Annotated in this window: 30 protein-coding genes, 2 riboswitches and 1 other annotated feature; of the genes, 23 read left to right on the forward strand and 7 right to left on the reverse strand. The window is 41.8% G+C overall.

The genetic code is table 11. The features are described 5' to 3' along the window. Window positions 1-3 precede the first annotated feature (3 nt). The 6 genes from ES896_RS10910 to ES896_RS10935 all read left to right on the forward strand — a co-directional run bounded on the left by ES896_RS10910 (window position 4) and on the right by ES896_RS10935 (window position 6,838). The gene (locus ES896_RS10910) at window positions 4-1,017 is read left to right on the forward strand and encodes an ABC transporter ATP-binding protein (RefSeq protein ID WP_008346229.1); all 1,014 of its coding nucleotides are present in this window, start codon (window positions 4-6) and stop codon (window positions 1,015-1,017) included. Continuing rightward, on the forward strand, window positions 1,014-2,633 hold the full coding sequence (locus tag ES896_RS10915) for a peptide ABC transporter substrate-binding protein (protein WP_135226797.1): 1,620 nt from the start codon (window positions 1,014-1,016) through the stop codon (window positions 2,631-2,633). The genes ES896_RS10910 and ES896_RS10915 overlap by 4 nt, the downstream gene beginning before the upstream one ends. Window positions 2,634-2,945: 312 nt before the next feature. Beyond that, window positions 2,946-3,887 carry a S66 peptidase family protein gene (locus ES896_RS10920; protein WP_017359135.1) on the forward strand — a complete coding sequence of 314 codons (942 nt, stop codon included), beginning with the start codon at window positions 2,946-2,948 and terminating at the stop codon, window positions 3,885-3,887. Continuing rightward, a complete protein-coding gene (locus ES896_RS10925; protein WP_046527716.1) occupies window positions 3,884-4,963 on the forward strand; it encodes a dipeptide epimerase in 1,080 nt (359 codons plus the stop codon). Before ES896_RS10920 ends, ES896_RS10925 begins: the two co-directional genes overlap by 4 nt. Then, window positions 4,963-5,880 (forward strand): C40 family peptidase, encoded by a 918-nt coding sequence (locus ES896_RS10930; protein WP_017359133.1) that lies wholly within the window; start codon window positions 4,963-4,965, stop codon window positions 5,878-5,880. Before ES896_RS10925 ends, ES896_RS10930 begins: the two co-directional genes overlap by 1 nt. Then, window positions 5,870-6,838, forward strand: a complete 969-nt coding sequence (locus ES896_RS10935) for an ABC transporter ATP-binding protein (protein WP_008346217.1) — start codon at window positions 5,870-5,872, stop codon at window positions 6,836-6,838. The genes ES896_RS10930 and ES896_RS10935 overlap by 11 nt, the downstream gene beginning before the upstream one ends. 61 nt (window positions 6,839-6,899) lie before the next feature. Here the strand turns inward: ES896_RS10935 and ES896_RS10940 are convergent, their stop codons facing one another. Next, window positions 6,900-7,760, reverse strand: coding sequence for a dimethylarginine dimethylaminohydrolase family protein (locus tag ES896_RS10940; protein ID WP_041507407.1), 861 nt, complete (start codon window positions 7,758-7,760; stop codon window positions 6,900-6,902). A 179-nt stretch (window positions 7,761-7,939) separates the two neighbouring features. Between ES896_RS10940 and ES896_RS10945 the strand changes: the two genes are divergently transcribed. The 5 genes from ES896_RS10945 (at window position 7,940) to ES896_RS10965 (ending at window position 10,987) form a co-directional block, all read left to right on the forward strand. Next, window positions 7,940-8,461, forward strand: coding sequence for an acyl-CoA thioesterase (locus tag ES896_RS10945; RefSeq protein WP_008346212.1), 522 nt, complete (start codon window positions 7,940-7,942; stop codon window positions 8,459-8,461). 114 nt (window positions 8,462-8,575) lie between these two features. Continuing rightward, on the forward strand, window positions 8,576-8,902 hold the full coding sequence (locus ES896_RS10950; protein WP_019743451.1) for a PadR family transcriptional regulator: 327 nt from the start codon (window positions 8,576-8,578) through the stop codon (window positions 8,900-8,902). Between the two features lie 4 nt (window positions 8,903-8,906). Further along, window positions 8,907-9,659, forward strand: a complete 753-nt coding sequence (locus ES896_RS10955) for an HAAS domain-containing protein (RefSeq protein WP_050827194.1) — start codon at window positions 8,907-8,909, stop codon at window positions 9,657-9,659. A gap of 277 nt (window positions 9,660-9,936) precedes the next feature. Next, entirely contained in the window at window positions 9,937-10,425 is a 489-nt protein-coding gene (locus ES896_RS10960; RefSeq protein WP_135226798.1) for a small multi-drug export protein, read from the forward strand. 16 nt (window positions 10,426-10,441) lie between these two features. Next, window positions 10,442-10,987: a GNAT family N-acetyltransferase gene (locus ES896_RS10965; RefSeq protein ID WP_035700479.1), complete on the forward strand. Its 546-nt coding sequence runs from the start codon at window positions 10,442-10,444 to the stop codon at window positions 10,985-10,987. On the opposite strand, the gene ES896_RS10970 is transcribed toward ES896_RS10965, so the two are convergent. After that, window positions 10,982-12,040: a bifunctional transcriptional activator/DNA repair enzyme AdaA gene (locus ES896_RS10970; RefSeq protein WP_135226799.1), complete on the reverse strand. Its 1,059-nt coding sequence runs from the start codon at window positions 12,038-12,040 to the stop codon at window positions 10,982-10,984. The genes ES896_RS10965 and ES896_RS10970 overlap by 6 nt on opposite strands. A 199-nt stretch (window positions 12,041-12,239) precedes the next feature. After that, window positions 12,240-12,350, forward strand: a riboswitch (guanidine-I (ykkC/yxkD leader). Between the two features lie 66 nt (window positions 12,351-12,416). On the opposite strand from ES896_RS10970, the gene ES896_RS10975 reads away from it, so the two are divergent. After that, a complete protein-coding gene (locus tag ES896_RS10975; protein WP_017367095.1) occupies window positions 12,417-12,746 on the forward strand; it encodes a DMT family transporter in 330 nt (109 codons plus the stop codon). Beyond that, window positions 12,743-13,057 carry a DMT family transporter gene (locus tag ES896_RS10980; protein WP_017367096.1) on the forward strand — a complete coding sequence of 105 codons (315 nt, stop codon included), beginning with the start codon at window positions 12,743-12,745 and terminating at the stop codon, window positions 13,055-13,057. The genes ES896_RS10975 and ES896_RS10980 overlap by 4 nt, the downstream gene beginning before the upstream one ends. 31 nt (window positions 13,058-13,088) lie before the next feature. Here the strand turns inward: ES896_RS10980 and ES896_RS10985 are convergent, their stop codons facing one another. Further along, window positions 13,089-13,274, reverse strand: coding sequence for a hypothetical protein (locus ES896_RS10985; protein WP_017359125.1), 186 nt, complete (start codon window positions 13,272-13,274; stop codon window positions 13,089-13,091). Window positions 13,275-13,437: 163 nt separating this feature from the next. On the opposite strand from ES896_RS10985, the gene purU reads away from it, so the two are divergent. The 6 genes from purU to ES896_RS11015 all read left to right on the forward strand — a co-directional run bounded on the left by purU (window position 13,438) and on the right by ES896_RS11015 (window position 19,013). Further along, window positions 13,438-14,340 (forward strand): formyltetrahydrofolate deformylase, encoded by a 903-nt coding sequence (purU, locus tag ES896_RS10990; RefSeq protein ID WP_007498809.1) that lies wholly within the window; start codon window positions 13,438-13,440, stop codon window positions 14,338-14,340. A gap of 43 nt (window positions 14,341-14,383) precedes the next feature. Next, window positions 14,384-14,602 (forward strand) — a binding site (T-box leader). Window positions 14,603-14,658: 56 nt separating this feature from the next. Next, the gene (proB, locus tag ES896_RS10995; protein ID WP_025207224.1) at window positions 14,659-15,756 is read left to right on the forward strand and encodes a glutamate 5-kinase; all 1,098 of its coding nucleotides are present in this window, start codon (window positions 14,659-14,661) and stop codon (window positions 15,754-15,756) included. Window positions 15,757-15,768: 12 nt separating this feature from the next. Further along, window positions 15,769-17,016: a glutamate-5-semialdehyde dehydrogenase gene (locus ES896_RS11000; protein ID WP_081114173.1), complete on the forward strand. Its 1,248-nt coding sequence runs from the start codon at window positions 15,769-15,771 to the stop codon at window positions 17,014-17,016. A gap of 125 nt (window positions 17,017-17,141) precedes the next feature. Then, window positions 17,142-18,278, forward strand: a complete 1,137-nt coding sequence (locus ES896_RS11005) for a response regulator aspartate phosphatase (RefSeq protein WP_008346192.1) — start codon at window positions 17,142-17,144, stop codon at window positions 18,276-18,278. Then, window positions 18,268-18,402, forward strand: coding sequence for a hypothetical protein (locus ES896_RS11010; RefSeq protein WP_008346190.1), 135 nt, complete (start codon window positions 18,268-18,270; stop codon window positions 18,400-18,402). The genes ES896_RS11005 and ES896_RS11010 overlap by 11 nt, the downstream gene beginning before the upstream one ends. Before the next feature lie 182 nt (window positions 18,403-18,584). Then, the gene (locus ES896_RS11015) at window positions 18,585-19,013 is read left to right on the forward strand and encodes an organic hydroperoxide resistance protein (RefSeq protein ID WP_017367099.1); all 429 of its coding nucleotides are present in this window, start codon (window positions 18,585-18,587) and stop codon (window positions 19,011-19,013) included. A gap of 33 nt (window positions 19,014-19,046) precedes the next feature. On the opposite strand, the gene ES896_RS11020 is transcribed toward ES896_RS11015, so the two are convergent. Continuing rightward, complete coding sequence (locus ES896_RS11020; protein WP_008346188.1) at window positions 19,047-19,493, reverse strand: MarR family winged helix-turn-helix transcriptional regulator; 447 nt, start codon at window positions 19,491-19,493, stop codon at window positions 19,047-19,049. Window positions 19,494-19,654: 161 nt separating this feature from the next. Between ES896_RS11020 and ohrB the strand changes: the two genes are divergently transcribed. Continuing rightward, window positions 19,655-20,071, forward strand: coding sequence for an organic hydroperoxide resistance protein OhrB (ohrB, locus tag ES896_RS11025; RefSeq protein ID WP_135226800.1), 417 nt, complete (start codon window positions 19,655-19,657; stop codon window positions 20,069-20,071). A 76-nt stretch (window positions 20,072-20,147) separates the two neighbouring features. On the opposite strand, the gene guaD is transcribed toward ohrB, so the two are convergent. From guaD to ES896_RS11040, 3 genes are all read right to left on the reverse strand, one after another. Then, entirely contained in the window at window positions 20,148-20,618 is a 471-nt protein-coding gene (guaD, locus tag ES896_RS11030; RefSeq protein WP_135226801.1) for a guanine deaminase, read from the reverse strand. A 141-nt stretch (window positions 20,619-20,759) separates the two neighbouring features. Next, entirely contained in the window at window positions 20,760-23,048 is a 2,289-nt protein-coding gene (gene metE / locus ES896_RS11035; protein WP_135226802.1) for a 5-methyltetrahydropteroyltriglutamate--homocysteine S-methyltransferase, read from the reverse strand. 156 nt (window positions 23,049-23,204) lie between these two features. Next, window positions 23,205-23,397, reverse strand: a riboswitch (cobalamin riboswitch). A 112-nt stretch (window positions 23,398-23,509) separates the two neighbouring features. Continuing rightward, window positions 23,510-24,469: a S8 family peptidase gene (locus tag ES896_RS11040; RefSeq protein ID WP_007498796.1), complete on the reverse strand. Its 960-nt coding sequence runs from the start codon at window positions 24,467-24,469 to the stop codon at window positions 23,510-23,512. Between the two features lie 460 nt (window positions 24,470-24,929). Here ES896_RS11040 and ES896_RS11045 point away from each other — a divergent pair, with 460 nt between their 5' ends. The 3 genes from ES896_RS11045 (at window position 24,930) to ES896_RS11055 (ending at window position 26,323) form a co-directional block, all read left to right on the forward strand. Continuing rightward, window positions 24,930-25,232, forward strand: a complete 303-nt coding sequence (locus tag ES896_RS11045; protein WP_046527443.1) for a hypothetical protein — start codon at window positions 24,930-24,932, stop codon at window positions 25,230-25,232. Between the two features lies 1 nt (window position 25,233). Next, complete coding sequence (locus tag ES896_RS11050; RefSeq protein ID WP_008346178.1) at window positions 25,234-25,437, forward strand: helix-turn-helix transcriptional regulator; 204 nt, start codon at window positions 25,234-25,236, stop codon at window positions 25,435-25,437. A gap of 199 nt (window positions 25,438-25,636) precedes the next feature. Next, the gene (locus ES896_RS11055) at window positions 25,637-26,323 is read left to right on the forward strand and encodes a response regulator transcription factor (RefSeq protein ID WP_007498794.1); all 687 of its coding nucleotides are present in this window, start codon (window positions 25,637-25,639) and stop codon (window positions 26,321-26,323) included. The last annotated feature ends 1 nt before the right edge of the window (window position 26,324 follow it).

The raw sequence follows: 26,324 nt of genomic DNA on the forward strand, positions 1-26,324 counted from the left end.
GCTATGAGAAAAATGCTTCGGATTATCGATCTGCATGTCAGCTTTCGGACATATGGCGGTTCTGTTCAAGCGGTACGCGGAGTGAATGTGGATGTGTATGAAAAAGAAACCCTCGCCATTGTCGGAGAATCAGGCTGCGGAAAAAGTGTGACGTCTCAAAGTATCATGCGGCTTCTCCCTGCATACAGCGCACAAGTCGATCAAGGGGAAATTTGGTTTCGTGATCGCAACTTGCTGTCATTATCTGAAAAAGACATGCGCAGCATCCGTGGTGTCGATATCTCCATGATTTTTCAAGATCCTATGACGGCACTCAACCCGACGCTGACAATTGGAGATCAGCTGATGGAGGCTGCAAAAGTGCATCAGAAGCTGACAAAAAAAGAAGTGAAAGAAGAGGCGCTTCGTATGCTTGATTTGGTGGGGATTCCGCAGCCGAAAGAGAGGCTGAAGCAATATCCGCATCAGTTCAGCGGCGGCATGAGGCAACGGCTCATGATTGCAATGGCTCTTATTTGTGAGCCGAAGGTGCTGATTGCAGATGAACCGACAACTGCACTAGATGTCACCATACAGGCGCAGATTTTAGAACTATTTAAAGAGATTCAGAAAAAAACAGGCGTGACGATTATTTTAATCACACATGACCTAGGGGTCGTAGCACAAGTCGCTGATCGAGTGGCCGTCATGTACGGGGGGAAAATCGTTGAAGTTGGGACAAGGCGAGATATCTTTTACAGTCCGCAGCATCCCTATACAAAAGGGCTGCTGCAATCCGTTCCAAGGCTGGATATGAAAGATGAACTCATTCCTATTGAAGGAAGCCCGCCTGATTTATTTGCCCCGCCAAAAGGATGTCCATATACCGATCGATGCCCGTCTGCGATGAAAGTGTGTGATCATATCATGCCGCATGAAACGCAGCGTTCACCTACACATGCAGTACATTGCTGGCTTCAAGATGAACGAGCGAAGCAAACGGTTTTATCTTCAACACAAAGGGGGAGTTTTTCATGAGAAAAACAGGTTGGATTCTCAGTATGTGCTTTATCGCAGTGATGCTGCTTGCAGGATGTACAGCCAATGAGCAAGCAGGCAAAGGATCTTCAAGCAAGGGCGATGAGAAAGTTTTGACATTAAATAACGAAAACGAACCGACATCATTTGATCCGCCCATTGGTTTTAATAATGTGTCCTGGCAAGGGCTCAATAACTTAATGGAAGGATTAACGAGACTGAATGAGAAGCACGAACCATCTGCTGCCATGGCGGAAAAATGGGACATTTCAAAGGACGGAAAAACGTACACGTTCCATTTAAGGGATGGGATTAAGTGGTCAAATGGTGACCCAGTCAAAGCAAGTGACTTTGAATATGCGTGGAAGCGGCTGCTAGATCCAAAGACGGGCTCTTCTGCGGCATTCTTAGCTTATATGATTGAAGGGGGCGAAGCGTTTAACAGCGGAAAAGGGAAGAAAGAAGATGTAAAAGTCAAGGCTGTTAATGATCAAACGCTAGAGGTCAAGCTAGCATACCCGCAGAAATCTTTCTTAAATATGACCGCAAACCCTGCCCTTTTCCCGGTGAATGAGAAGGTAGCGGAGAAGGACCCGAACTGGGCCAAGGATGCGAAAACCTTTGTCGGTAATGGACCGTTTAAGCTGACAGAGTGGAAGCATGATGAAAGCTTTACAATGGAAAAAAGTGACACGTATTGGGACAAACAAACGGTCAAGCTGGATCAAGTGAAATGGCTCATGATCAGTGATCGAAACACAGATTACCAAATGTATCAATCAGGAGATTTAGATACGGCCTTCGTTCCGGCAGAACAAAGTGAAGACCTGTTAAAAAGCAAAGATGTGCAAATTGAAGATCAAGCAGGGCTGTTTTTTTATCGTCTAAATGTCAACATGGAGCCTTTTCAAAATAAGAACATTCGCAAAGCCTTTCAAATGGCGATCAATCCTCAGGATATTGTAGAGTATGTAACGAAAAATGAAGAGAAGCCAGCACGTGCCTTCGTTTCACCAGGAATTTTAGATTCAAAGGGTGAAGATTTCAGAGAAGCTGGCGGCGACCTTGTCAAACATGATACGAGTGAAGCCGTAAAACTATTAGAAAAAGGGTTGAAAGAAGAGAACTATTCAAAGCTGCCGCCCGTCACATTAACATATAGTACAAAGCCTGAAAATAAGAAAAAAGCAGAAGCCATTCAGCAGCAATTAAAAGAAGCGCTAGGGGTAGATGTGAAGCTTGCCAACATGGAAGCAAATGTGTTTGCAGAAGATCAAAAGGCACTCAAATTCCAATTCTCGCAAAGTTCATTTCTAGCTGACTATGCAGACCCAATCAATTTCTTAGAGAGCTTCCAAACAGGAAATGCGATGAACCGGACAGGTTGGTCAAATGATACGTATGACCAGCTGATCAAAAAGGCGAGTCAAGAAGCAGATGAACAAAAGAGAAATCGTATGCTGCATGATGCCGAGGCACTTCTCATGGAAGAAGCACCGATCATTCCCATTCATTTTTATAACCAAGTCTATTTACAAAAAGAAGGCGTAAAGGGCATTGTCCGTCATCCTGTTGGTTACATTGATTTGAAATGGGCGCAGGTAGATGGAGAGTAAATGGAAAAATGAGAGAACGGGACGCTTTGAAAAAAGCGTCTCAGCGTGTAGACAAACCCTCGCATTCGGTGTCAGTCCTGCGCTTCGGTGCTCACGAATGTCAAATTCGCTCCGCGCCGATGCTCGTCCTTCCTAGGGCTGCAAAGGTTTTCTATCACGCTGAAAAGAAGACAAAGGGTTAAAATAAAGTTCATTTTAACCCTTTGTCAACAATCTGGGACGCTTTGAAAAAAGCGTCTGTTCCTTTATTCGTTCATGTTATGAAGAAGATGCCCATAGATTGAAAGAAACGAAGAGAAAGAGGGGATTGGCATGAACCAGCTGCCAGTGGCACTTCAAACAGGAGATACAGTGGGAATCATTGCACCAGCAAGCCCGCCTGATGAGCTGAAATTAGCAAGAGGTATTTCTTTTTTAGAAAGCTTAGGGCTAAAGGTGAAAAAGGGGAAGTATATCGTCTCCCGGTATGGTTATTTAGCAGCTCATGATCATGAACGAGTGGAAGATATTCATCACATGTTTCAAGATCCAGATGTGAAGGCAGTGATTTGTGCTTGCGGAGGATACGGAACAGGAAGAATTGCAGAAGCCATTGATTATGACCTCATTCGCCGGAACCCAAAAATCTTTTGGGGATACAGTGATATTACATTTTTACATACAGCCATTCAGCAGCAGACGGGTCTTGTCACCTTTCATGGTCCAATGCTCTCCTCTGATGTGGGACTTGAAGAGGTTCATCCGTATACAAAGGATACCTTTTTACAGCTATTCACTCCAAAAGCCTTTTCGTATACGAACCACCTGTCACCTCTTCACACTTTTTATCATGGCACGGCTTCAGGCGAAATCACCGGAGGAAATCTTGCCCTTATCGTCACGACACTTGGTACACCTTTTGAAATTGATACAAAGGGGAAGCTTTTATTAATAGAAGATATTGACGAAGAACCATATAAAATCGATCGAATGATGCAGCACCTAGCCTCTGCAGGAAAATTACATGATGCGGCGGGATTTATCATTGGTGATTTTCATCAATGTGAGCCGAAAAAGAAAGAGCAGTCGTTAACGCTGGATCAGTTATGGGAGACGTATATTGTCCCGCAACAGAAACCTGCACTTGGCGGTTTTCGGATCGGTCATTCATCTCCAAACTTCGCCGTTCCAATCGGCGTGCAGGCTACATTAGATGCTACAGGGAAAAAACTGCATATTTCCCCAGGTGTTGCAGCGAAAGAGGCGATCAAATGAAAATCGTAGATGTTCGCACATGCAGAACGAGTGTACCGCTAAAGAAGCCTTTCAAAACAGCATTAAGAACGGTGTATGACGCCGCATCTCTTATTGTGATCATCACCTATGATCAAGGTGATGTCAGCTATGGAGAGGCAGTGCCGACATCGGTCATTACAGGTGAAACACTGGAAAGCATCGACTATGCTATTTGCGCTGTGATGAGGCCGATCTTGATTGGGGCCTCATTGTCACAATATGAACAAATCTTTTCAGCGATCGACCGTGTACTTGTAGGCAACACGAGTGCAAAGGCTGCAATAGATATGGCGATTTACGATGGTTTAGCGAAGCAGGCTGGCCTGCCGCTTTATCAATATCTTGGTGGTTATCGTAATCAGCTGGAAACGGATTACACGGTTAGTGTCAACCGTCCGCTAGAAATGGCAGAGGATGCGAAGCAATATGCAGCTGAAGGCTTTCGTACCTTAAAGATCAAAGTGGGAAAAGATGATATAGATACGGATATTCAGCGGATCAAACGGATTCGAGAAAAAGTCGGGTCGGATATTCAAATCAGGCTTGACGCCAACCAAGGCTGGACATGGAAGGAAGCGATTGTCGCCATTCGAAAAATGGAGGCACTCGATATTGAACTAGTCGAGCAGCCAGTGCCTAAAGAAGACATCGAGGGTCTGCGCCGGGTGACGGAAGCAACAGACACATTGATTATGGCAGATGAAAGTATTTTTAGCCTCCATGATGCCATCAAGGTGTTAGAAACGAGAAGCTGTGATCTCATCAACTTAAAATTAATGAAAACAGGCGGTATCAAAAAAGCGCTGAAAATCAATAGTTTAGCAGAAGCATACGGCGTCAAGTGCATGGTTGGCAGTATGATCGAATCAAAACTAGGGATTACCGCAGCCGCTCATCTTGCTGCAAGCCAACCGAATATTACCCGTTACGATTTTGATGCGCCGCTTATGCTCAAAGAGGACTTAATAGACGGAGGAATTATCTATCAAGGAAAAGATATTCTCTTTCCGCCGCATCATGGGTTAGGCATTCAAAGAGTGAAAGGGGTCTTATGATGTTATATGAATCAAAGGTTCCAGTCGCAAATATATGGACAGCACCGCAGTCGCCGAGAGAAATAGATCGACACGTTCTTCAAAGTTCCGTCCAGATCAAAGAATGGATTGATGAGCAAACATATGAACAGAAATTGGCCTTATGTGAAGAAAATCTTATTCAAACCCAAGTACTGCTTGGCGAACGAGTCATTGGGCTGGAGGAAACAGATGGCTGGATGAAAGTTGTCATCCCGCAGCAGGCAAGCCGGAAACACCCGCAAGGCTACCCAGGTTATATCCCTGTAGAGCAATTAAATGAAGTATCAGAGAGTGAACCACCTGCTAGTCCCTTGATTGTTTGTCAGAAAAAAGCGGTTTTATATCAAAACGGAACACCGGATATGGAGGTTAGTTTTTTAACAGAACTAGCACTTGTTGAAGAAATGAGCGATTCCTTTGATGTTCTAACTCCAGTAGGAAGAAGAGAAATCAAAAAAGAAGATGTGCGCCGTGCTTCATCACCTTCTTCTATGAGCGGTAAGGATGCCTTAGCCATAGGAAAACAATTTATTGGACTGTCATATTTGTGGGGCGGCATGAGCAGCTATGGCTACGACTGTTCGGGTTTTGTTTACAGCATGTACAAAGCATGTGGATGTTTATTACCGAGAGACGCAAGTGACCAAGCAGTTCAAGGAACTCCAGTCGCATCAAACCATTTGGCGCCAGGTGATCTCATGTTTTTTGCCAATGACAATGGGAAGGGAGCAGTTCGCCATGTAGGGATGTATGCTGGAGATGGCATGATGCTTCACTCGCCTAAAACGGGCAGACAGATTGAACTCCTTTCTCTTTCTGGTACTTCATATGAACAGGAATGGGCAGGAACAAGGCGGTATTTGAAAGCTGAGAGGGGGAGATGTGATGGGAAGTGAACCACTTCTGCAAGTCAACAACTTAAAAAAGCATTTTCATCTATCGAAAGGAAGAACGTTAAAAGCATTAGATGGTGTCACCTTTCAGCTGAAACAAGGCGAAACCTTTGGTCTTGTTGGTGAGTCAGGCTGCGGGAAATCTACACTTGGAAAAGTGCTCATGCGGCTTTATGACCCGACAGAAGGGGAAGCTTTGTATGAAGGGAAAAGTCTCCATCACTTATCGAACCGAGAATCATTTGATTTCAATAGGCAAATTCAAATGGTGTTTCAAGATCCGTATTCTTCTTTAAATCCTAGGCTCTCTGTAAAAGATATTATGCTAGAACCGATGGAGATCCACCAATTGTATGGCAGTCAAAAGAAAAGGCTCGAGCGCGTGAAGGAACTGCTTGAAGCGGTGGGGCTAAGTCATGATTTTGCTACACGCTATCCTCACGAATTCAGCGGAGGTCAGAGGCAAAGAATAGGGATTGCTAGAGCACTCGCCTTATCGCCAAAGTTTATCGTGGCAGATGAGCCGATTTCTGCACTAGATGTATCCGTTCAAGCTCAGGTCGTGAATTTGCTGAAAAAACTGCAAAAAGAAGAAGGATTGACGTTTTTATTTATTGCCCATGATTTATCGATGGTTAAATATATTAGCGATCGAATCGGTGTCATGTACTTAGGACATCTCGTGGAGATGACTAGCAGTGATGCTTTATATAAAACACCGCTTCATCCATATACACAAGCATTGCTGTCTGCTATCCCGATTCCAGATCCTGATGTGGAAGATAAACGCAAGCGGTTTATTTTAAAAGGAGAAATTCCAAGTCCAGTGAATCCGCCAAGCGGCTGCGTATTTCGGACAAGATGTCCTGCTGCAATGGATGTATGTGCGGACAAAAAGCCAGTATTACAAGCAGTCGAAGAAGGGCATGAAGTGGCTTGTCATTTATATGATAGGAAATAGATAGAGGGAAGAAGGTAAGCATTTAAAAAGCCAGCGAGTAGACAAGCTGGCTTTTTGGCTTTTATGAACGCCTAATAGGTAATGTACAGCATCTAAAAGAGCCGCCGGATTTAATGATTTCTGAAAAATCTACTTCAATGACGGTGTAGCCGTGGGCTGTTAATGCAGCATTTGTTTCTTGGTTGATTGGTAAGCTGATGACTTTTTTCTGTCCAATGGACAACACATTTGGTCCAAGTGTGAACTGCTCTTGCTCACTTATTTCAATGAGATCATAATGCTTTGTGAGCATATGAAGATCCTTTTCCGTAAAAGCTTCAGGGTAAATCAAGATCTCATGATGAGAAAGAATATTCATCACACAATCAAGATGCAAAATGTGAGAAGGAAGATGAATAGGAATGATGTCGTGATTCGGCAGTTCTTTTTTGAGCTGCTGGATGGCGGCTAGATTTGTTCTTTTGCTGATCCCCACAAATACCCGGGTTTGGTCTACAAGCACATCGCCGCCTTCAATCGTTCCATCATCCAGCGTGATGGTTGTCCATCCTTTTGTCTGTGCCCATTCTTTTAAGGAATGTTCTTCTCCTTGTCTGACAGGGGCTGCCATATTTGAAACAAATAAAGTCTGTCCAATTGTAAATCCAATATCCCGAGTGAAGACTTGTTCAGGGAAACGTTCATTTGCAGGAAGAAGGACAGGCCGGACATGATGGTTTTTCAGCGTTTGGATGAATTGCTTATGCTGCGTGAGGGCTTTGATTTGAGAAATATTTTCTCTTGCAAAATGCTTTTGGGTTTCATTGATGATCTGTTTAATTTCCATATAAATTGGACTGCATAAGAGGACTTCTTGTAAATCATCATATTCACTCATACATTGCGGCGTTTTATACACTTTCTCTGATTTCATAGAATCCATCAAAGGGCCTCCTTGTTTATCGATAGTTATATTATTCCTCCTTCTAGTAAATGTTGAAACATTTCCGAAAGAAAATCTCTCATGAGAGACTAAAGCAAAAAGTTTAGACAAACCTAATAGAATAGTGTTTAATAAAAGTCGTTCCGCATCAACGAAAACAGCAAGAAGGAGCTATGACGATGAGTGAAGAAAATTTCAAATACTGCAAGGAATCGAAAGTTGTGAAAACCAGCAGGGTATTTCCCCTCGATACGAATAACCACCAAACGTTATTTGGCGGGAAATTAATGAGTTATATAGATGACATTGCTTCCATCTCGGCAGCAAGACACAGCCGTAGTGAAACAGTCACCGCATCAATGGATTCAGTTGATTTTTTAGAGCCGATTGGACAGAAAGAGTCCGTCTGCTTAGAATCTTATGTGACATGGGTCGGCACATCTTCAATGGAAGTATTCGTCAAAGTCATTAAGGAAAACTTGATGTCTGGAGAGCGCAGACTCGCAGCAACTTCATTTCTTACCTTTGTCTCGCTTGATGAAAACGGGAAGCCAAAACGAGTTCCACAAGTCATGCCGGAAACAGAGGAAGAAATCATGCTTCATCAAACAGCGAAGCAGCGGGCAGAGGAAAGAAAAAGCCGCCGGAAGCATAGTAAAGCTTTGGCTGACGCACTTGGGACGGATAAGCCTTGGGCGTAAAAATCACCCTTTAAGCGGTGATTTTTTTTTGAGTCGGTATCTTGCATGGCAAGATAGTGTGTGGTAAGATCAAACTATCTTGTCATGCAAGGTACTGAAAGCGGAGGATCGATGATGACACAATCAACACAAATGCTAAAAGGAATTTTAGAGGGATGCCTGCTGTCGATTATTTCTGAAGGTGAAATTTATGGCTATGAAATGACAAAGAAGCTTGCTCACTATGGGTTTGATCAAATTAGTGAAGGCAGTATTTATCCGATCTTGCTGCGCATGCAAAAAGAACAGCTGGTCAGTACGTCCACAAAAGCATCGGCGAGTGGGCCGAAAAGGAAATACTATACGCTCACACAAAGAGGTGAAGAAGCGCTGACGGATTTTACCATGCGATGGAATGAGCTGTCAGGGAATGTAGAGCGATTATTACATAAAGGGAAGTGAGAAGATGGTAACAAAAGAAACGAGACACATCTTATTAGAGCTGCAACTCTATCTCATATCAAAAGGGAAAAATCAGGACGAGATCGACGAAGTGATGGATGAATTAACGACACACGCTGTCGAAGCTGAGAAAGATGGGAAAACAGGGGAAGATGTATTTGGCGGAGATCCACGGGGCTTTGCTGACGAGCTAGCGAAAGAGCTCTCTAGAAATCATAAAGACTGGGTTCCGTTTGTCAGTGCTTTTTTAATTGGATCTCTTTTTTACATGATGTTAGCAGATGCCATCAGTCAAAGTTTATCGTATTCTTGGTATGCACTCATTGGTTATCCGCTCATCATAGTGGCCAATGTGGTCATGACCATTGTGATGTTTAGAGCTTCTGCCTTTCAAACAAGCAAGAGGGCATTCTTTTACTTTTGGATATTAGGTGTTTTTCAGATGACAGCCTTGATCACAGTGAAATTATTGGACCAAAAACTTGGTACTCCTTTACTTGTGCTGACCTCGAGCCAAAGATGGGGCGTCATTGTTCTGTTGCTGCTGTGTATTGTCTTATTGAATGCTATATTAAAGGCGAATATGATGTCGCTCATTCCGTTGATCTTCTTTGGACCGCAACTCCTATTCGAATGGCTTGGATGGACATCACCTCTCATGCTTCTTTTCACAAGTCTGGTATCCATTGTGATTTTAGTCTTGCTCACAATCGCTTTTTTACAGAAAACAAACAAGAAAAATGAACATTTAATGTAGATAGAGCACATCACTTGCGATGTGCTTCAGCGTGTAGACAAACCCTCGCATTCTTTGTCAGTCCTGCGCTTCGGTGCTCGTCCTTCCTAGACTGCAAAGGTTTTCTATCAGGGTGAAAAGAAGACAAAGGGCTAAAATCAAGTTCATTTTAGCCCTTTGTCAACAATCTGGAGCACATCACTTGCGATGTGCTTTTCTTTTTCTAAAAAAATGTAGATATGGGATCACATTTTTCTTTACAATGAGAAGAGGACAAAAATGAAAAGGGGTTCTGTGATTGGATATTGTATGGGGGTATGTACTCGTTTTTATATTGGCTGCTTTACCTTTCTTTGAAGTGGTTGGTGTCGTTCCGCTGGGGATTTTAAGTGGTCTGCATCCTGTGACAACGGCAGTTATTGGATTCGTCGGCAACTTTCTTACCGTCTTGCTACTCATCGTCTTCGTGGACCGATTTAAAGCGTGGTGGCTGAAGAGGAAAGAGGAGAAACATGATGAAAAAAGAGAGAAAAAACAGCTGAAAGCCAGAAAGGTTTGGGAACGGTACGGTCTCCCTGGTTTGGCACTTATCGGTCCTTTTATTATTGGCAGTCATTTAGCGGCTTTTATGTGTATGAGCTTCGGTACGAAAAGAAAACAAGTCACTGTGTGGATGACGGTCAGTTTAATCATGTGGACCGCATTAGCTGCTAGTTTAACGGGTGCGGGGTTCCATTACTTTGCCCCAGATTCAAATGGGTTGTTCGGAGATATTTTTAGCAAGTAAGCAGGGGGGATAACAAATGACACATCAAACACGGATCGTGTTTGAAACAGAGCGCCTCAGACTGAGAACAATGGATGAAGACGATGCGCCTTTTTTATATGAAAAGCTGTTCCAAGATGAAGAGGTCATGAAGTATTATCCTTCACTAAAGGATGAAAAGCAGACAAAAGAGTGGATTGCTTGGAATCAAAAGAATGACCGCACGTATCATACATCCCTGTGGATCATTGAAGAAAAAGAAACGAAAGAACCACTTGGACAAAGCGGAATTGTTCTCCAAAACGTCGAAGGACAAACAGAGCTTGAAATTGGTTATATGCTAAAGAGATCGGCATGGGGAAAAGGATATGCTGTTGAGGCTGCAAAAGGCTGTCTTGCGTATGGTTTTGACGAAATGAAGGTGAGGCGAATGGTCAGCTTAATTCGTCCTGACAATGAAGCGTCAGTCAAGGTCGCAATGAAAATGGGAATGAAAAAAGAAAAAACCATTTCAAAATGGGATCAAATGATTGATGTTTACAGTGTTACTCGTGATGGAAAAAGCGGCTCGCTTGAATCATAAGGAGAGCCGCTTTTTCTTTTGTTCTAACTGAAGTAAATATTTCTTTCGTTCGATTCCCCCGCCATATCCGCCAAGTTCACCGCTTGTTTGAATGACTCGGTGACAAGGAATGATGATGGCCAACTGATTGGCACCATTTGCATTTCCAACTGCCCGAACCAAATGGGGATCGCCAAGCATGATGGCAAGATCTCGATACGATCTCGTTTCGCCTGGTGGAATCTGTAAGAGAAGATCCCATACCCTTTTTTGAAAAGGGGTGCCATGTATAGCAAGTGGCACAGTAAACTGCGTGAGTTTCTTTTCAAAATATAAGGCCAATTCCTTTGCTAATTGCTGATGGACGTTTGTTTCTCCAACTAAAATACGGGCATGATGTTTTTTTCTGATGTTCTCAATTTCTCTTTCTAATCCTCGCCTTTCCATAAATTCAAGCAAATACACATGGGTTGCATCTGAAATGCTAATCATCCGCCCAATCGGGGTAGAAATAAAATTCGCATGCAAAATATTGACTTGCGCCTTTTTGGGTGGATTTCCCATGATTTTCGTAAAGGCATCATTGAAGGCACTGGAAGACTCGTAACCGAAGGTGACTTGCTGATCTATGACTTTTTTTCCGTTCAGAATCTCTTTAAACGCTAGCCCCATTCGGCGTGATCTAGCATATTGAACAAAGGTCATTCCATAGATTTCTTTAAATTTTCTCCGAGCTGTTGCAGAGTGAATCCCTAATTGGCGAAAATCTTCTTCTTTCCATCGTTTCTCAGGACTCTCTTCAACTGCTGATACAAGTGTTTTGACTTCTTCTGGAATGCTGTTAGGATATGTTAAAGGCGTGCATCGCTTACACGGCCGATACCCTGCAAGCAGCGCCTCCTCTGCTGTAAAGAAAAACTCGCAGTTTTCATATTTTGGTTTTCTAGCAGTACATGTGGCATGACAGAAGATGCCGGTTGTTTTAATACCTGCAAAGAACGTGCCGTCATATTGCGGATTCTTATCAACAAGTGCTTGATAAAATTCGTGTTTTTGTTCGTCGGTCATCATCATTTGATCCACCTCTTGTTTTATTATATCAGTGATGTGGTCGTTCCTCTTTCTAACATTTAGTATACTTCGCTTTCATCCACTTTCTTTCGAAAAATGAACAAGTATATTTGAAGGGGAAAAGCAAAGTGGTAGACCGGCATATCAGGGTGTGATACACTTTTTCATACAGAATCGGCTTTACGCTAGATCTGCTTATCATGAATTGGTTTTCTAGGGTTCCGTGCGGTAGCGCAGTCTGGACCGAGAGAAAACACATAGGGTCCTCTAAGAATGGGCCGTATGGACACGGAGGGATAAAAGCCCGGGAGATTTGATCAAACGATCGATTTCCGGGCTTTTTTTATTGCTTGGAATCGGTAAGAAAGGAAGAGATCGAATGAAATGGGGAAACGTTTTGATTGCAGCCGTATTTGAAGTCGGCTGGGTGATGGGGTTGAAATATGCTGACTCTATATTGGAATGGAGTGCAACCATCGTTTGTATTGTCGTCAGCTTTTATTTACTCCTGAAAGCCACGACTGTACTTCCAGTTGGCACACTTTACGCCGTTTTCACCGGACTTGGAACAGCAGGAACGGTCATAGTAGGTATGGTCATGGGTGAGCCGGTACAGCTAGTAAAATTACTTTTGATCATGGTCCTTTTAAGCGGTGTATTAGGACTCAAATTAACCACAGGTGAAAAGAAAGGGGAGGCTGAATCATGAGCTGGCTTTTACTCATTGGGGCAGGCATCTTAGAAATGCTTTGTGTCACCATGATGAATCAATTCCAGAAAGATCGCCATGTCAAATGGATTTTCTTCATAGCAGCTGGATTTTCGCTATCCTTTCTGATGCTGTCTCTTGCGATGAATACAATTCCGATGGGAACGGCGTATGCGATTTGGACAGGAATCGGAGCAGCTGGAGGAGCGATTGTCGGAATGCTGTTTTACGGTGAGTCAAAAGATGCAAAACGTATTTTCTTTATCGCACTGATTTTATCGGCAGCGGTCGGGTTGAAAATCATTGAATAAGAAAAGGCTGGCACATGTGCCAGCCTTTTTGCTACATCGAATGATGATTGGAATCGTTTTCATTTTTGCGGTAAAGTTGACTCACAAGCAGAAAACATACACCAAATGTAAGTAAAGGAATGAGTCTTTCTCCGGTCATAAATAGATAAATGCCCGTGATGAGACATACGATGCCGAGCCAAAAGCTCACTTTACCAAACAAAGTCATGTTTTTCATCTCCATCACTCCTTTTGTGATAAAAGGTCTATTCATATTATATCACGCCAGGTGCAGAATTGAATGAATATTCAATAAAAAATACGACACTTAATTGCTTTTTCTCTTTCCAGTCCAGTATAATATTTCATTAGAATGAAAAACGTAAATGAGGTCATAAGACATGAGAACATTGATTACAGAGAAACTTGAATTACACAGACAAAAGCATGAGCAAAAAGGCAGGCTTTTAGTCAGCTGCCCGGATCAGCCTGGTATTGTGTCAGCTGTTTCTACTTTTTTATTTGAACATGGAGCAAACATCATTGAATCTAGTCAATACACAACAGATCATGAGAGCGGCCGGTTCTTTTTAAGAATTGAATTTGATTGGAAAGACATTTCGGCCAACTTAGATCAACTGAAAAGCAGCTTTGAGCCAATTGCGCAATCATTTCACATGACGTGGAGCATGTCGCGTGCAAGTGATCTGAAAAAGCTGGCGATCTTTGTGTCCAAAGAGCTTCATTGTTTACATGAACTTTTATGGGAATGGCAAAGCGGTAATTTAATGGCTGAAATAGCGGTTGTTATCAGCAATCATGAAACGGCAAAAGATACAGTCGAAGCACTCGGCATTCCATTCCACTTCGTGAAAGCAAATAAAGACATTCGCCAAGATGCAGAAAAACAGCAACTTGCATTATTAGAAGAGTATGATATTGATGCGGTTGTGCTTGCGAGATACATGCAAATTTTAACGCCAGCCTTTATTGAACAGCATCCGAACAAAATCATCAATATTCATCATTCCTTCTTGCCGGCTTTTATAGGGGCTAACCCATACAAGCGTGCATATGAGCGAGGGGTTAAACTGATTGGCGCAACTTCCCATTATGTCACCAATGATTTAGACGAAGGGCCAATCATTGAACAGGATATTGAGCGGGTAGATCATAGAGATGATGCAGAGGCATTAAAAAATATTGGCCGCACGATTGAGCGCAGTGTGCTTGCCCGAGCTGTCAAATGGCATCTAGAAGATCGAATCATTGTCCATGAGAATAAAACGATTGTGTTTAATTGACCGCTTGACTTTTCTGAAGCAATTGGTGATAATATAAAAAAATTAACGAGCGTTGAGAAGGAATAGTAAGCAGGACCTGCTGTGTAAAGAGAGCAAATGACACGCTGAAACATTTGCCACAGACAGCTGCTGAACCTACCCTTTGAGCCTTAGAGGAAAAATCTAAGCGCATGCCTGGCGTTACAGGAGTTGAGTGGAATAAGCAAACGTATGCTTATTCAATGAAGGTGGTACCACGGAAAATCCCTTTTTCGTCCTTTACATAAGGAGAAAAAGGGATTTTTTATGTGGTGAAAGGTATAGCGGAGGGAATCAATGATGAAAAAGCAAAGGATCGTCATAAAAATTGGTAGCAGTTCATTAACAGAGCAAAAGGGAGCCATTGATGAACAAAAAATGCAGGATCATGTCAAAGCTATCGCAAAGCTAAAAGAGGCAGGGCATGAAATCATTCTCATTTCGTCAGGTGCCGTGGCGGCGGGATTTGGCAGTTTAGGATATCCGTCAAGACCTGTGACCTTAAAAGGGAAGCAGGCTGCTGCTGCTGTTGGTCAAGGCTTGTTAATGCAGAAATATACAGAACTATTTTCACAGTTTCAGATGACGCCTGCACAAATGCTTTTAACACGTAATGACTTTTCAGATCGTACAAGATATCGAAATGCTTACGCAACGATGATGGAGCTGCTCGAAAGAAAAATTTTACCGATCATTAATGAAAATGATTCTGTGTCCATCGAGGAGCTTACCTTTGGTGATAATGACATGTTATCAGCACTGGTCAGTGGCTTAATTCATGCAGACCAATTGATCATTTTAACAGATATCAACGGAATTTATGATGCCAATCCAAGTGAGAATCCTGATGCGAAGCGGTTTGATGTGCTGACTCACATTTCAGATGAATTGTTCTCATATGCGAAGAGTACGGGTTCAAAGGTTGGAACAGGCGGGATGAAATCTAAGCTTTCAGCTGCACAAACAGCTCTCTCCCTTGGCGTTAAAGTTTTCATTGGCACAGGTACAGGGGAAGACAAGCTTCTTCACATTCTCGCTGGTCAAGGGGACGGCACATATATTGGTGAACAAGACTTATCATCAGTCAATAACCGTCGCCAATGGATTCAATTCCACTCACCAGTCTCTGGGAAGATCATGATTGATGCCGGGGCAGAGGCGGCGATTTTGCATAATGGAAGGAGTCTTCTTCCAGCTGGTGTCATTGATGTAGCTGGTGAATTCTCTAAAGGAGAGGTCGTTGAAGTTGTTGGTCCAAATGGGTTAGTCGGTAAAGGGCAAACATTGTATGATTCAGATGAGCTTCTTGGCATTAAAGGGATGCGAAGTCAGGAGCTTTCTTATGAAAAACCTGAAGTCATTCACCGAGATCACTGGGTTCAGCACGTACAAAACTGAGGAGGGAAAACGATGAATGAAGTTCTAGAAAAAGCAAAAAAGGCAAGCGCAGCCAAAGATCAGCTGCTATTAAAAACAACTGAACAAAAGAATGCTGCATTAGACGCTATTGCAAAAGCATTAAAAGCATCTTCAGCGTATTTAATTGCCGAGAACCAAAAAGATGTTCAGGCGGCTATAGACAAAGAGTTCACGCCATCTGTGATCGACAGAATTACATTAACAGAAGAGAGAATTGAAGCGATTGCAGACGCTACGCATCAACTCATTCAGCTCAAAGACCCAATTGGTGAAACATTAGAGACCATTCAAAAAGAAAACGGGCTTTTCATTGAAAAAGTACGTGTGCCTCTTGGAACGGTTGGGATGATTTACGAAGCAAGACCAAACGTGACAGTCGATGCGGCCACTCTTTGCTTGAAAACTGGAAATGCTGTGATTCTTCGAGGAAGTTCATCGGCCATTCATAGTAATAAAGCGATTGTGAAAGTCATTCATGAAGCGCTGCAACCAACGGATATTCCCGTAGACAGTGTACAATTGATTGAAGATACAGGCCGTGAGACGGCTAAAACCCTGTTCACTTTAAATGACTATCTAGATGTCCTGATTCCACGTGGCGGGAAACATTTAATTGATCTTGTTGTGAGAGAGTCTACTGTTCCAGTACTTGAGACGGGTGCAGGGAATTGTCATATTTACATTGATGAAACAGCCCAAAAAGAAATGGCTGAACAAATTGTTCTGAATGCGAAAACACAAAGACCATCTGTTTGTAATGCCATTGAGAGCATTGTCATTCATGAAACATGGGCAAAAGAACATGGCGCTTCGCTCTTTGAAGCACTTCAGACACATGGTGTAGAGATACGGGGCGATGAAGCAGTATGTGCACTTGCACCGAGTGCCACTTTAGCGACGACCACTGATTTTGAAACGGAATTTTTAGCGCCGATTGTCAGTATTAAAACCGTAAAGACCATGGAAGAGGCGATACAGCATATTCAAATGTATAGCTCTAAGCATTCTGAAGCGATCATTACGGAAAACGAGCAGCATGCGGCACTTTTCTTAACAGCCGTTGACGCAGCCGCTGTGTATCATAATGCATCTACCCGGTTTACAGATGGCTTTGAATTTGGCTACGGAGCGGAAATCGGCATTAGCACACAAAAGTTGCATGCTAGAGGACCAATGGGTCTGCCAGCCCTAACCTCTGAAAAATTTGTGATTCGTGGTCAAGGACAAATAAGAGAATAACCAATCCAAAAAGAGAGTCTTATCGCACAAGGCTCTCTTTTTCCTTTCATTTTTGTATTTCTCCGGTCAAGTATGATAAAATATGGTAATGTTTTATATTTTGAGAAGATTGGAGAAGGCAACGTATGGCGAAAATCATTCCCTCTTCGGATATTGGAGTGAAAATCAACAAGTGGTATGAATTAATCCGCAGATTTGATTCAGAACAAGCAGAACAGTTAAAGCAGGAAATTCGCACCTCTCTTGATTCAATGGAAGAAGATCAGAATTTGCTTCTCTATTTTTCTTTAATGGAATTCAGGCATGAGGTCATGCTCGATTATTTAAAGCCATTAAAGGAAGGAAAGCTTCGCGCCAACTTTTCCGAGCTTTCGAAAGAAATAGATGAGCATCAAACGCATGTCACAGGCATGCTTGAATATTACTATCATTTCTTCAGAGGCATGTATGAGTTCGGCCGGAGAGAGTACATTGCTGCCATATCGTCCTATCAAAAGGCAGAGCACAAGCTTTCTTTTGTATCCGACGATATTGAACGTGCAGAATTTCATTTTAAAATGTCAGAAATATATTATCACATGAAACAAACACACATTTCGATGCACCATGCCAAACTAGCGCTGGATGTCTATATTCAGCACGAACTATATGCGCTTCGTACCATTCAGTGTGAATTTATTGTAGCCGGTAATTATGATGATATGAGAAGGCATGAAAAGGCATTGCCACATCTCGAAAGAGCACTTGCAAGGTCAAGAGACTTTCAGAATGTGCGTTTTATTGCTTCTTCTTTGTTTAATATGGGCAACAGCTATTACAGAATGGGAGACTTGAACCGCGCACTCGACTTAATGAAAGAATCCATCTCATTATTTGATCAAAACCAATCTGATCATCTTCGTCGATCGATAGACCCTCTTTATACAGCCGCTCAGATCTTATACAAACAAGGTAAAAACAATGAAGCATTATATTACAGAGAAGAATGTATGAAACGAGCAGAAGCTCTGCAGGATGACATTCATATTCAGAAGACCATTTTTTTAGAAGCGTTGTACTTACGACAAGATGCAGAGCATATTAAACGAATTTTCCATTTTTTAGAATCTTCCTATGCATATCCAGATATAGAAGAGCTGGCTTTAGACACCGCAAAGTATTATAATGAAATGGAGGATTATGAAAAATCTTCCATGTTCTATGGGGAAGCGGAACATGCTCGTATCTATATTCAGAGAGGGGATTGTTTATATGAATTTTAAAAAATGGGCAGTCGTCTGTACAAGCATCACGATCTTGGCATTATGGATCACATCACCTAATGCCGACCCCGATAACAGAAACCATACGCTAGAAAAACCGAATCCGCAGCATATCACGATCTAAAAAGCCCTTTTTAAAGGGCTTTTTTTAATTGCCTTGATTGGTTCCATCATCGTGCGATGTACATTCATAAAAATAAAAAATGGAGGAAAGATGAAAGTGAGTGTTTTTCATTGACTCTTGAATTTAGATTGTGTACAATTCAATTGTAGAAAACATTAATAGAGCGAAAGAGGGTTATATTCATGTCAGAAGTTTTATTTACTGCAACGGTATCAGCTGTAGGAGGAAGAGAAGGTAAGGTTGTTTCAACAGATGGTGTACTAGAGCATGATGTAGCAATGCCAGGAACGCCAAGAGCGAAAAAGCTTGAGAAAGCAACGAATCCAGAGCAATTATTCGCAGCGGGCTATTCTGCATGTTTTGATTCAGCCCTTCAAATGGTAGCAAGACAAGAGCGTATCCGTTTTGAAAGTGAAGTAACGGCACATGTAAGCTTAGTCAAAGACAGTTCAGACGGCGGTTTCAAACTAGGTGTCAAATTAGAAGTAAAAGGAACTGGAATTGAGCAATCTGCACTTGATGAACTTGTTCATAAAGCACACGGCGTTTGCCCATACTCAAAAGCAACGCAAGGAAACATTGAAGTAGAATTAGTAGCTGTCGCTCAATAATAAACATCAAAAAAAGGCTGAGGGAATATTCCCTCAGCCTTTTGATTGTGTTAATTTTTGCAAAAGCTCATGTAAAGAAGCGCGAAGTGTTTTCAGCTCTTCTTCTGATCTGCCTGTTCCAGACAGCATTTGAAATGGAATCGAAGTGGCCTTCTCTTGTAAAGCTTCTCCGTATTCTGTTAAACGAATTTGGACCGAACGCTCATCCTCTTTCGAACGTTCGCGGATGATGAGTCCATTTTGTTCCATTCGTTTTAGCATAGGTGTGAGTGTACCGGAGTCTAAATATAAAAGCTCTCCCATTGTTTTCACATTTAATGTCCCATGCTCCCATAACAAAAGCAGTGCCAAATATTGCGGGTATGTGATATTTAACTCTTCTAATAATGGTTTATACTGCTTCGTCATTTCTCTTGAACTTGCATATAACAAGAAACAAAGCTGATTTTCCAGCTTCATATGTTCAAATTCATTTGTCATATCTGTCACCAACTATTTTTTGTCATACTTATCATTGTATAAGATTTTCTTCCTTTTTAAAATAAATACAGACTAAAAATGAAAAATTCTTCAATGTGCCATAAATGTTTGAGCAACGAATAGAACGTGAAAGGTATCAGTAGAAGAAGGAGGAGATCAAGATGAAACCATTATTTACTGCAAAAGTAAAAGCACAGCACGGAAGAGCAGGACATGTTCGTTCTGATGATGGTGTGCTTGACCACAACATTGTGATGCCAAACGCAAAGAAAGATGGAGAAATTGGTACGAATCCTGAGCAATTATTTGCAGCGGGTTATGCGGCCTGCTTCGGAGGGGCGCTTGAACAAGTCGCCAAGAAGCAAGGTGTCGAAATTGAATCAGAAGTAGAAGGACATGTCAGTCTATTAAAAGATGAAAGTGATGGCGGTTTTAAACTTGGCGTGAAGCTGATTGTTTCCGCTAAAGGGCTTGACCATGACAAAGCGAAAGAGCTTGTTGAGGCTGCACATGAATTCTGTCCATATTCAAAAGCAACAAGAGGAAACATCGAAGTAGAGCTTGAAGTGGCGGAATAATGAAAAGAAAAAAGGGCTAAAATTTAGCCCTTTGTCAACAATCTACTGACACCTGCTGTGGAGCAGGTGTCTTTTTTTAATATTCTTTCTTTTTGTCGTATGTGTCCCATGCTTCAAATGGAGCAAGGGCTTTTTGAAGGGGCAGCTGGTAAAATGGAATGTTTCTTGATTCGTATTCTTTGTTGATTTCTTCATAAATAAAGGAGTCATCAAAACCAGAAGTCGCTGCATCCTTGTGTCCAGCGGCAAAATATACGGCCTTTGGTCTAGCCCAATAGATAGCACCAAGACACATTGGACAAGGCTCACAGCTTGTATACAAAATACAGTCTTCTAATTGGTATGTATGTAGTGTTTGGCACGCCTTTCGAATGGCTGTCACTTCTGCATGTGCGGTTGGATCATTACTCGTTGTGACATTGTTGCTTCCCTCTGCAATAATCTGACCGTCTTTGACAATGACCGCTCCAAAAGGGCCGCCTGTGCCACTATTTACTCCTTCTACTGCAAGATCAATTGCGCGTTGTAAAAAAGCTTCGTGATTCATTGTCTTCCTCCCTTTGTTCGACTGACTTCTCTAGTATAAACGAATCATGATAGAAAAGGAATCATTGTAGGAGGAGATCGAACAGGACAATTTACGCATAAAAACCCCTGCCAAATGTTCAGCAGGGGAAGAGTGAGTCCATTATGCGTGCTGCGCTAGCTTTTTACGAGCGACTTCAGCAGCTGTCACCATGTTTTTCAAAGCAGCAATGGTTTCAGGTTCTTGTCTTGTTTTCAGTCCACAGTCAGGGTTGACCCAGAAGCGATCTGTCGGACAGACGTTCAGTGCATCATCAATGATTTTACTCATTTCTTCAACAGCTGGAACGCGCGGGCTGTGGATGTCATATACCCCAAGTCCAAGGCCTTTCAAATACGGGTGTTTTTCTAAATAATCGAGGAACCCGCCATGACTGCGTGAATGTTCAATCGTAATCACGTCTGCATCAAGGTCTTCAATCGTATCAACAATATCCTCGAAATTGCTGTAGCACATATGTGTATGAATTTGCGTTTCATTTTGAACAGACGATGTCGATAGACGGAATGACTCTGCTGCCCAGTTTAAGTATGCTGCCCAATCACTCTCTTTTAAAGGAAGGCCTTCTCTTAGCGCAGGTTCATCCACTTGAATCACTTGAATACCCGCTGCTTCTAACGCTTCTACCTCTTTACGTAAAGCAAAAGCGATTTGGAAGGCAATGTCTTTACGAGAGATATCTGTTCTTGGGAAAGACCAGTTTAAGATCGTGACAGGCCCTGTCAGCATTCCTTTGACTTTTTTCTCCGTTAAGCTTTGAGCGTAAACCGTCTCTTTCACTGTCATTGGCTCTGTAAATTCTACATCTCCATAAATGATCGGCGGCTTCACGCAGCGTGATCCATAAGATTGAACCCAAGCGAATTTTGTAAAGGCAAATCCAGCGAGTTTTTCACCGAAGTATTCAACCATGTCTGTACGTTCAAATTCTCCATGAACGAGTACATCTAGGCCAATCTCTTCTTGAATATCAATCCATCTTTTTGTTTCTTTTTTAATAAATTCATCATACTCTGCATCTGTCCACTCATTTTTGCGCCATTTTTGACGAGCACTGCGCACCTCAGCTGACTGAGGGAAGCTTCCGATTGTTGTGGTTGGAAGAAGCGGCAGTTCAAGAGATTCATTTTGAATGCGTAGTCGTTCTTCAAAAGCAACTGGACGTTTAAAATCTTTTGATGAAAGACTGTTGCGCTCTGCTGTCAGGTCCGCATTCGTTCCTTTCGCGAATTCTTTTAACGTCAGAAGTGCTTCATTTGCTGCATGGATGTCTGCATCAATGGCAGCCGCTCCTTTTGATAAGCCTTCTTTTAATAGCGTTAATTCAGCCAGCTTTTCAGTGGCATAAGAAAGTCCGTTTAATAGTTTTTCTTCAAGCTGTTCGCTCGGATGTTTTGCAACTGGTACATGTAGCAGGCTGCTTGAAGGCTGTAGCCATACTTCTTTCGGCTGCACGTCAGCAATTACTTCAGAAATAAACGATAATCTTTCTCCTAGATCTGATCTCCAAATATTTCTGCCGTCGATGATACCGGCTGCTAAAATTTTATCTTTTGGGAAGCCGTGTTTTTTCACTTGTTCAAGGTTTCGTCTTTGATCATGGACAAAATCAAGACCGATGGCTTCAACAGGATACGTGACAAGCTCTTCATAGGCATCTACTGAGTCAAAGTATGTTTGAAGGAGAACGTTTAAGGCAGGTACAGCTTCTTTAATCGTTTGATAGATGGCTTTTACTGCTTTCACGTCTTCACTTGAAGCTGTGACTAAAGCAGGCTCATCAATTTGAACCCATTTTACACCGGCTTCTTCAAGCTCTTTTAACAACTGAGTATAAAGCGGCACTAGGCGCTGCTGAATCTCTTTCACTTCATTGGCTTCATAGCCTTTAGAAAGAGAAACAAATGTATAAAGACCGAGAACGACAGGTTTTGTTTCAACACCAAACGCTTTTTTCACCTTTTCGTATGCTTCAAGTGGTTTGTTATGTGTGAGTTTGAATTCTGTGCTTTTTTCGTATTCTGGAACGATGTAGTGATAGTTTGTATTAAACCATTTTGTCATTTCACTTGAGACAGCATCTTTTGTTCCTCTTGCCATCGCAAAGTATGTATCTAGCGGGTCTTTCAAGCTGCGGAAGCGCTCTGGAATCCAATTGAACATAACGGCAGTATCCAGCACGTGATCATAGAAGGTGAAGTCGCCAGAAGGAACAACGTCAATTTGTTGATCAATTTGAGTTTTAATAGCGGCTAAAAATTGTTCATCGAGTGTGCTTAAGAGGGTTTCTCGGTCAGTTTGACCTTTCCAATAAGACTCAAGTGCTTTTTTCCATTCTCTGTTTAAACCAATTCGCGGGAAACCTAGATTACTTGTTTTAACAATTGTCAATTCCAATTCCTCCTCTAAATATAAAAAGACACTCACACTCATGATCAAGATTGATGAGGGCAAATGTCTGGTTTAAAAAGACAAAATGTGTGTGCGAAAGAAGGCGTAAGTATCAATGACGAACGCTTTTCCGACATCTCCTATCAACCGTAGGGGGTTTGATGTGATAGAGCGGCTGGTATCCTGGCTCGCGAATCTGCAAGCTTTTCATCCTTCCCATCTTAATGACAGTGGATTATTAACGAAAAGCTCTCCTCACTTACAGTGGCGGGACCGCGCCGGATTTTCACCGGTCTTCCCAATTAAAATTCGATGTGTGATCGAATTACCGACTCTCAAACTATGAATTTATTGTGTTCGATTATATAACGTTCACTTCATTTCGTCAAAGTAAATTTTGAATAATTTTAATTAAAAAAATCCTGAGAAAATTCTATCTTTTCTCAGGACCTAACATGTACCTATAGAGACAAAAGTTCTGCTTCCAATGTTTTCTCAAGAAGCACATCTGGTGCAGTTAAATATAAAAACCCGTTTCCTACAAGGGTTTTCGATTGTTTTAGCGGAAGGGTTCTCCGTACGAGTTGAGCATATACCTCAGGTTCTGTCAGCTTACGCTGGAACGCTTCTTCTTCGGCATTTTTAATAATGGCGAGTGCACCGCTCACATGAGGGGCAGCCATGGAAGTGCCTGTTAGTCTTCCGTATTTATGGTTAGGGAGAGTGGATAAAATGTCTTCACCTGGAGCGACGAGGTCGATTTCTTTATTCGCATTGGAGAATTCAGAGGATTCTCTTGCAAGAGAGACAGAGCCGACGGCAATGACCTCGTTGTATGCAGCTGGGTAGGAGAACTCTTCAGTACGCTCGTCTCCGTCACCTTCATTTCCTGCTGCGCAGACAACAAGCACACCGCTGCTTACCGCATGTTGGATAGCCTTTTGCAGTTCTGGTTCATTGCTTGGCCCACCGAGAGACATGGAAATGATATCAACCTTCTGTTCAACCGCATAATTAATACCATTGATAATCCATTCGTATTTCCCGCTGCCATTTTTCCCTCCAAGAACTTTCACAATCAACAGCTTGGCTTCAGGAGCAACACCTAAAATGCCACCATTTTGATCCGTTGCTGCAATCGTTCCTGATACATGGGTACCATGTCCGTTGTAGTCTTTTACATTCTCAGCATCTCCATTGTCATCATCGGTAAAGTTTTTTCCTCCGATAATCTGATCTTTTAAATCGGGATGCTCCGTGTCGCAACCTGTATCAAGGACAGCAATGGTTATGCCTTTTCCTTTGAAGCCACTTGACCAAAGTTCGGGTGCTTTAATCTCCTGAATACTTTCCGGCGTCTCTTTCGCTTCCATCACATTGGCTTTTACTTCATACGGAATTAAGCGAATTTCACCTTTCATAAGAAAGCCCTCCTTATTTTGTTTTCAAAGTAGATTCAGGTTGCGTAATGTTATTGTATAAAACAAATGTTTGATCGGAAAGGGTCAATTGTAATAATTTTTCAAATAATCAAATAATTATTTATTGTGCAGTTCTCCTCATATCTTGCCGAAAGAAGTCACCTTTTGAAGAAAACTCTTAGTATCATATGAAAAAGAATGAAATGCTGCATAGTGAGCTTGCACCTGTACAGATGAAAATGGGTGAAAAGAACTAAAAAAGGCAGATCGAAAAAACAATCATATAAAGAGATAGAGGATGACAGAAAAGAAAAAGGTACATGCCATGTGTAGATGATTGTTTTTTCATTATAATGATCGAAAGAATATAGAATGTAAAAAGTATTTGACATTTTTTAAGCGGATGATATGATTGAAATGTAAAAAGTATTTGACATTTTGATTGGGAGGGGACTAACCGTTGGATGTTGTCAAAGTTGTGTATTCAGTCATCTTATTAGTGGTCGGACTATTCATCTTTATCGCGCCTATGATTCTAAAGGGTGATGAAAGAAAGAGATTTATCTACTCAAAGGCTCAATCGTATGCATTTATGGTGGTCATTGGTATGCTTTTATTAGAAGTCGCACAGTCCATATTTTTAACGACCCAAGGGAACAATTCTGATAAGGGGTTTGGGATTTCTCCCATCATGTTCCTAACTGTAATTTCGGTCATATATTTAGTTACATTACTCATATACAGAAAAAAATATGGTGATTAAATTGCAAAATCATATAAGAGAACTAAGGAAATCCATTAAATTATCCCAAGAAGAACTTGCTAAACGGTGTAAGGTCTCGAGACAAACCATCAATGCCATTGAAAACGATAAGTACGACCCTACTTTACAATTAGCCTTTGACATCGCCTCTGTTTTGAATACGACTGTAGATGAGCTTTTTGTCAGTCAACCTAAAAAGAAGTAAAGGACCAGCCTCAGAAAAGAGGCTTTTTTTGTTGATTTGTGTAATGTGAAAGGATCAGCTGAAAATAAAAATCAACCATATTACATAACAATTCCTCATTCATGAAAAATAAGATATGAAGATTGTGACTGTTCCAATGGAGAAAGGCAACATATAATAATGGAAAGACAAGCTTGCCTTTCAGATAGGAGAGATAGAGATGAACAAAGGGAAGATACTCGTGGTCGAAGATGAAAAGAAAATTGCAAGAGTGCTGTCATTAGAACTTGAATATGAAGGATATGAGGTCACAGTCCAAGATACAGGGATGAAAGGGCTCCAGGCGCTCGAGGAGGAGAGTTTTGATTTAGTGCTTCTAGATGTCATGCTTCCAGAATTAAGCGGACTTGAAGTGCTTAGAAGGGTTCGAAAGACAAATACGGCAACACCGATCATTTTGATTACCGCAAGAGGAAGTGTTCCCGATAAGGTCAGTGGTCTTGATCTTGGGGCAAACGATTATATTACAAAACCCTTTGACATAGAAGAATTATTAGCGCGAATTCGTGCACAGCTGAGGTTCAATCACAATGCGCAAGAGGAAAAGGACATTGAGCTAAGTATTGCAGATTTAACGGTGAATGAGAAAACAAGAGAAATTCAAAGAGGCGGTCAGACGCTTGAGCTGACACCGAGAGAATATGACCTGCTTGTTCATTTATTGAAACATCAGCAGCAAGTGCTCACAAGAGATCAGCTTTTAACAGCTGTTTGGGGTTTTGATTATTTTGGTGACACGAACGTGGTTGATGTCTATATTCGCTATTTAAGGAAAAAAATCGATTACCCGTTTGAAAAACAATTGATTCACACAGTGAGAGGTGTGGGTTATGTGATGAAAGGATAAA

The organism is Bacillus sp. 005/A4HT-01/001, from assembly GCF_004634445.1.
Taxonomy (GTDB): Bacteria; Bacillota; Bacilli; order Bacillales; family Bacillaceae; genus Bacillus; species Bacillus altitudinis.

Excerpts from the sequence above, each read along its gene's own strand:
- ES896_RS10910 (WP_008346229.1), top strand. The coding sequence starts at position 4 with ATGAGAAAAATGCTTCGGATTATCGATCTGCATGTCAGCTTTCGGACA.
- ES896_RS10915 (WP_135226797.1), top strand. The coding sequence starts at position 1,014 with ATGAGAAAAACAGGTTGGATTCTCAGTATGTGCTTTATCGCAGTGATG.
- ES896_RS10920 (WP_017359135.1), top strand. The coding sequence starts at position 2,946 with ATGAACCAGCTGCCAGTGGCACTTCAAACAGGAGATACAGTGGGAATC.
- ES896_RS10925 (WP_046527716.1), top strand. The coding sequence starts at position 3,884 with ATGAAAATCGTAGATGTTCGCACATGCAGAACGAGTGTACCGCTAAAG.
- ES896_RS10930 (WP_017359133.1), top strand. The coding sequence starts at position 4,963 with ATGTTATATGAATCAAAGGTTCCAGTCGCAAATATATGGACAGCACCG.
- ES896_RS10935 (WP_008346217.1), top strand. The coding sequence starts at position 5,870 with ATGGGAAGTGAACCACTTCTGCAAGTCAACAACTTAAAAAAGCATTTT.
- ES896_RS10940 (WP_041507407.1), bottom strand. The coding sequence starts at position 7,760 with ATGGATTCTATGAAATCAGAGAAAGTGTATAAAACGCCGCAATGTATG.
- ES896_RS10945 (WP_008346212.1), top strand. The coding sequence starts at position 7,940 with ATGAGTGAAGAAAATTTCAAATACTGCAAGGAATCGAAAGTTGTGAAA.
- ES896_RS10950 (WP_019743451.1), top strand. The coding sequence starts at position 8,576 with ATGACACAATCAACACAAATGCTAAAAGGAATTTTAGAGGGATGCCTG.
- ES896_RS10955 (WP_050827194.1), top strand. The coding sequence starts at position 8,907 with ATGGTAACAAAAGAAACGAGACACATCTTATTAGAGCTGCAACTCTAT.
- ES896_RS10965 (WP_035700479.1), top strand. The coding sequence starts at position 10,442 with ATGACACATCAAACACGGATCGTGTTTGAAACAGAGCGCCTCAGACTG.
- ES896_RS10970 (WP_135226799.1), bottom strand. The coding sequence starts at position 12,040 with ATGATGATGACCGACGAACAAAAACACGAATTTTATCAAGCACTTGTT.
- ES896_RS10975 (WP_017367095.1), top strand. The coding sequence starts at position 12,417 with ATGAAATGGGGAAACGTTTTGATTGCAGCCGTATTTGAAGTCGGCTGG.
- ES896_RS10980 (WP_017367096.1), top strand. The coding sequence starts at position 12,743 with ATGAGCTGGCTTTTACTCATTGGGGCAGGCATCTTAGAAATGCTTTGT.
- ES896_RS10985 (WP_017359125.1), bottom strand. The coding sequence starts at position 13,274 with ATGAAAAACATGACTTTGTTTGGTAAAGTGAGCTTTTGGCTCGGCATC.
- purU (WP_007498809.1), top strand. The coding sequence starts at position 13,438 with ATGAGAACATTGATTACAGAGAAACTTGAATTACACAGACAAAAGCAT.
- proB (WP_025207224.1), top strand. The coding sequence starts at position 14,659 with ATGAAAAAGCAAAGGATCGTCATAAAAATTGGTAGCAGTTCATTAACA.
- ES896_RS11000 (WP_081114173.1), top strand. The coding sequence starts at position 15,769 with ATGAATGAAGTTCTAGAAAAAGCAAAAAAGGCAAGCGCAGCCAAAGAT.
- ES896_RS11005 (WP_008346192.1), top strand. The coding sequence starts at position 17,142 with ATGGCGAAAATCATTCCCTCTTCGGATATTGGAGTGAAAATCAACAAG.
- ES896_RS11010 (WP_008346190.1), top strand. The coding sequence starts at position 18,268 with ATGAATTTTAAAAAATGGGCAGTCGTCTGTACAAGCATCACGATCTTG.
- ES896_RS11015 (WP_017367099.1), top strand. The coding sequence starts at position 18,585 with ATGTCAGAAGTTTTATTTACTGCAACGGTATCAGCTGTAGGAGGAAGA.
- ES896_RS11020 (WP_008346188.1), bottom strand. The coding sequence starts at position 19,493 with ATGACAAATGAATTTGAACATATGAAGCTGGAAAATCAGCTTTGTTTC.
- ohrB (WP_135226800.1), top strand. The coding sequence starts at position 19,655 with ATGAAACCATTATTTACTGCAAAAGTAAAAGCACAGCACGGAAGAGCA.
- guaD (WP_135226801.1), bottom strand. The coding sequence starts at position 20,618 with ATGAATCACGAAGCTTTTTTACAACGCGCAATTGATCTTGCAGTAGAA.
- ES896_RS11040 (WP_007498796.1), bottom strand. The coding sequence starts at position 24,469 with ATGAAAGGTGAAATTCGCTTAATTCCGTATGAAGTAAAAGCCAATGTG.
- ES896_RS11055 (WP_007498794.1), top strand. The coding sequence starts at position 25,637 with ATGAACAAAGGGAAGATACTCGTGGTCGAAGATGAAAAGAAAATTGCA.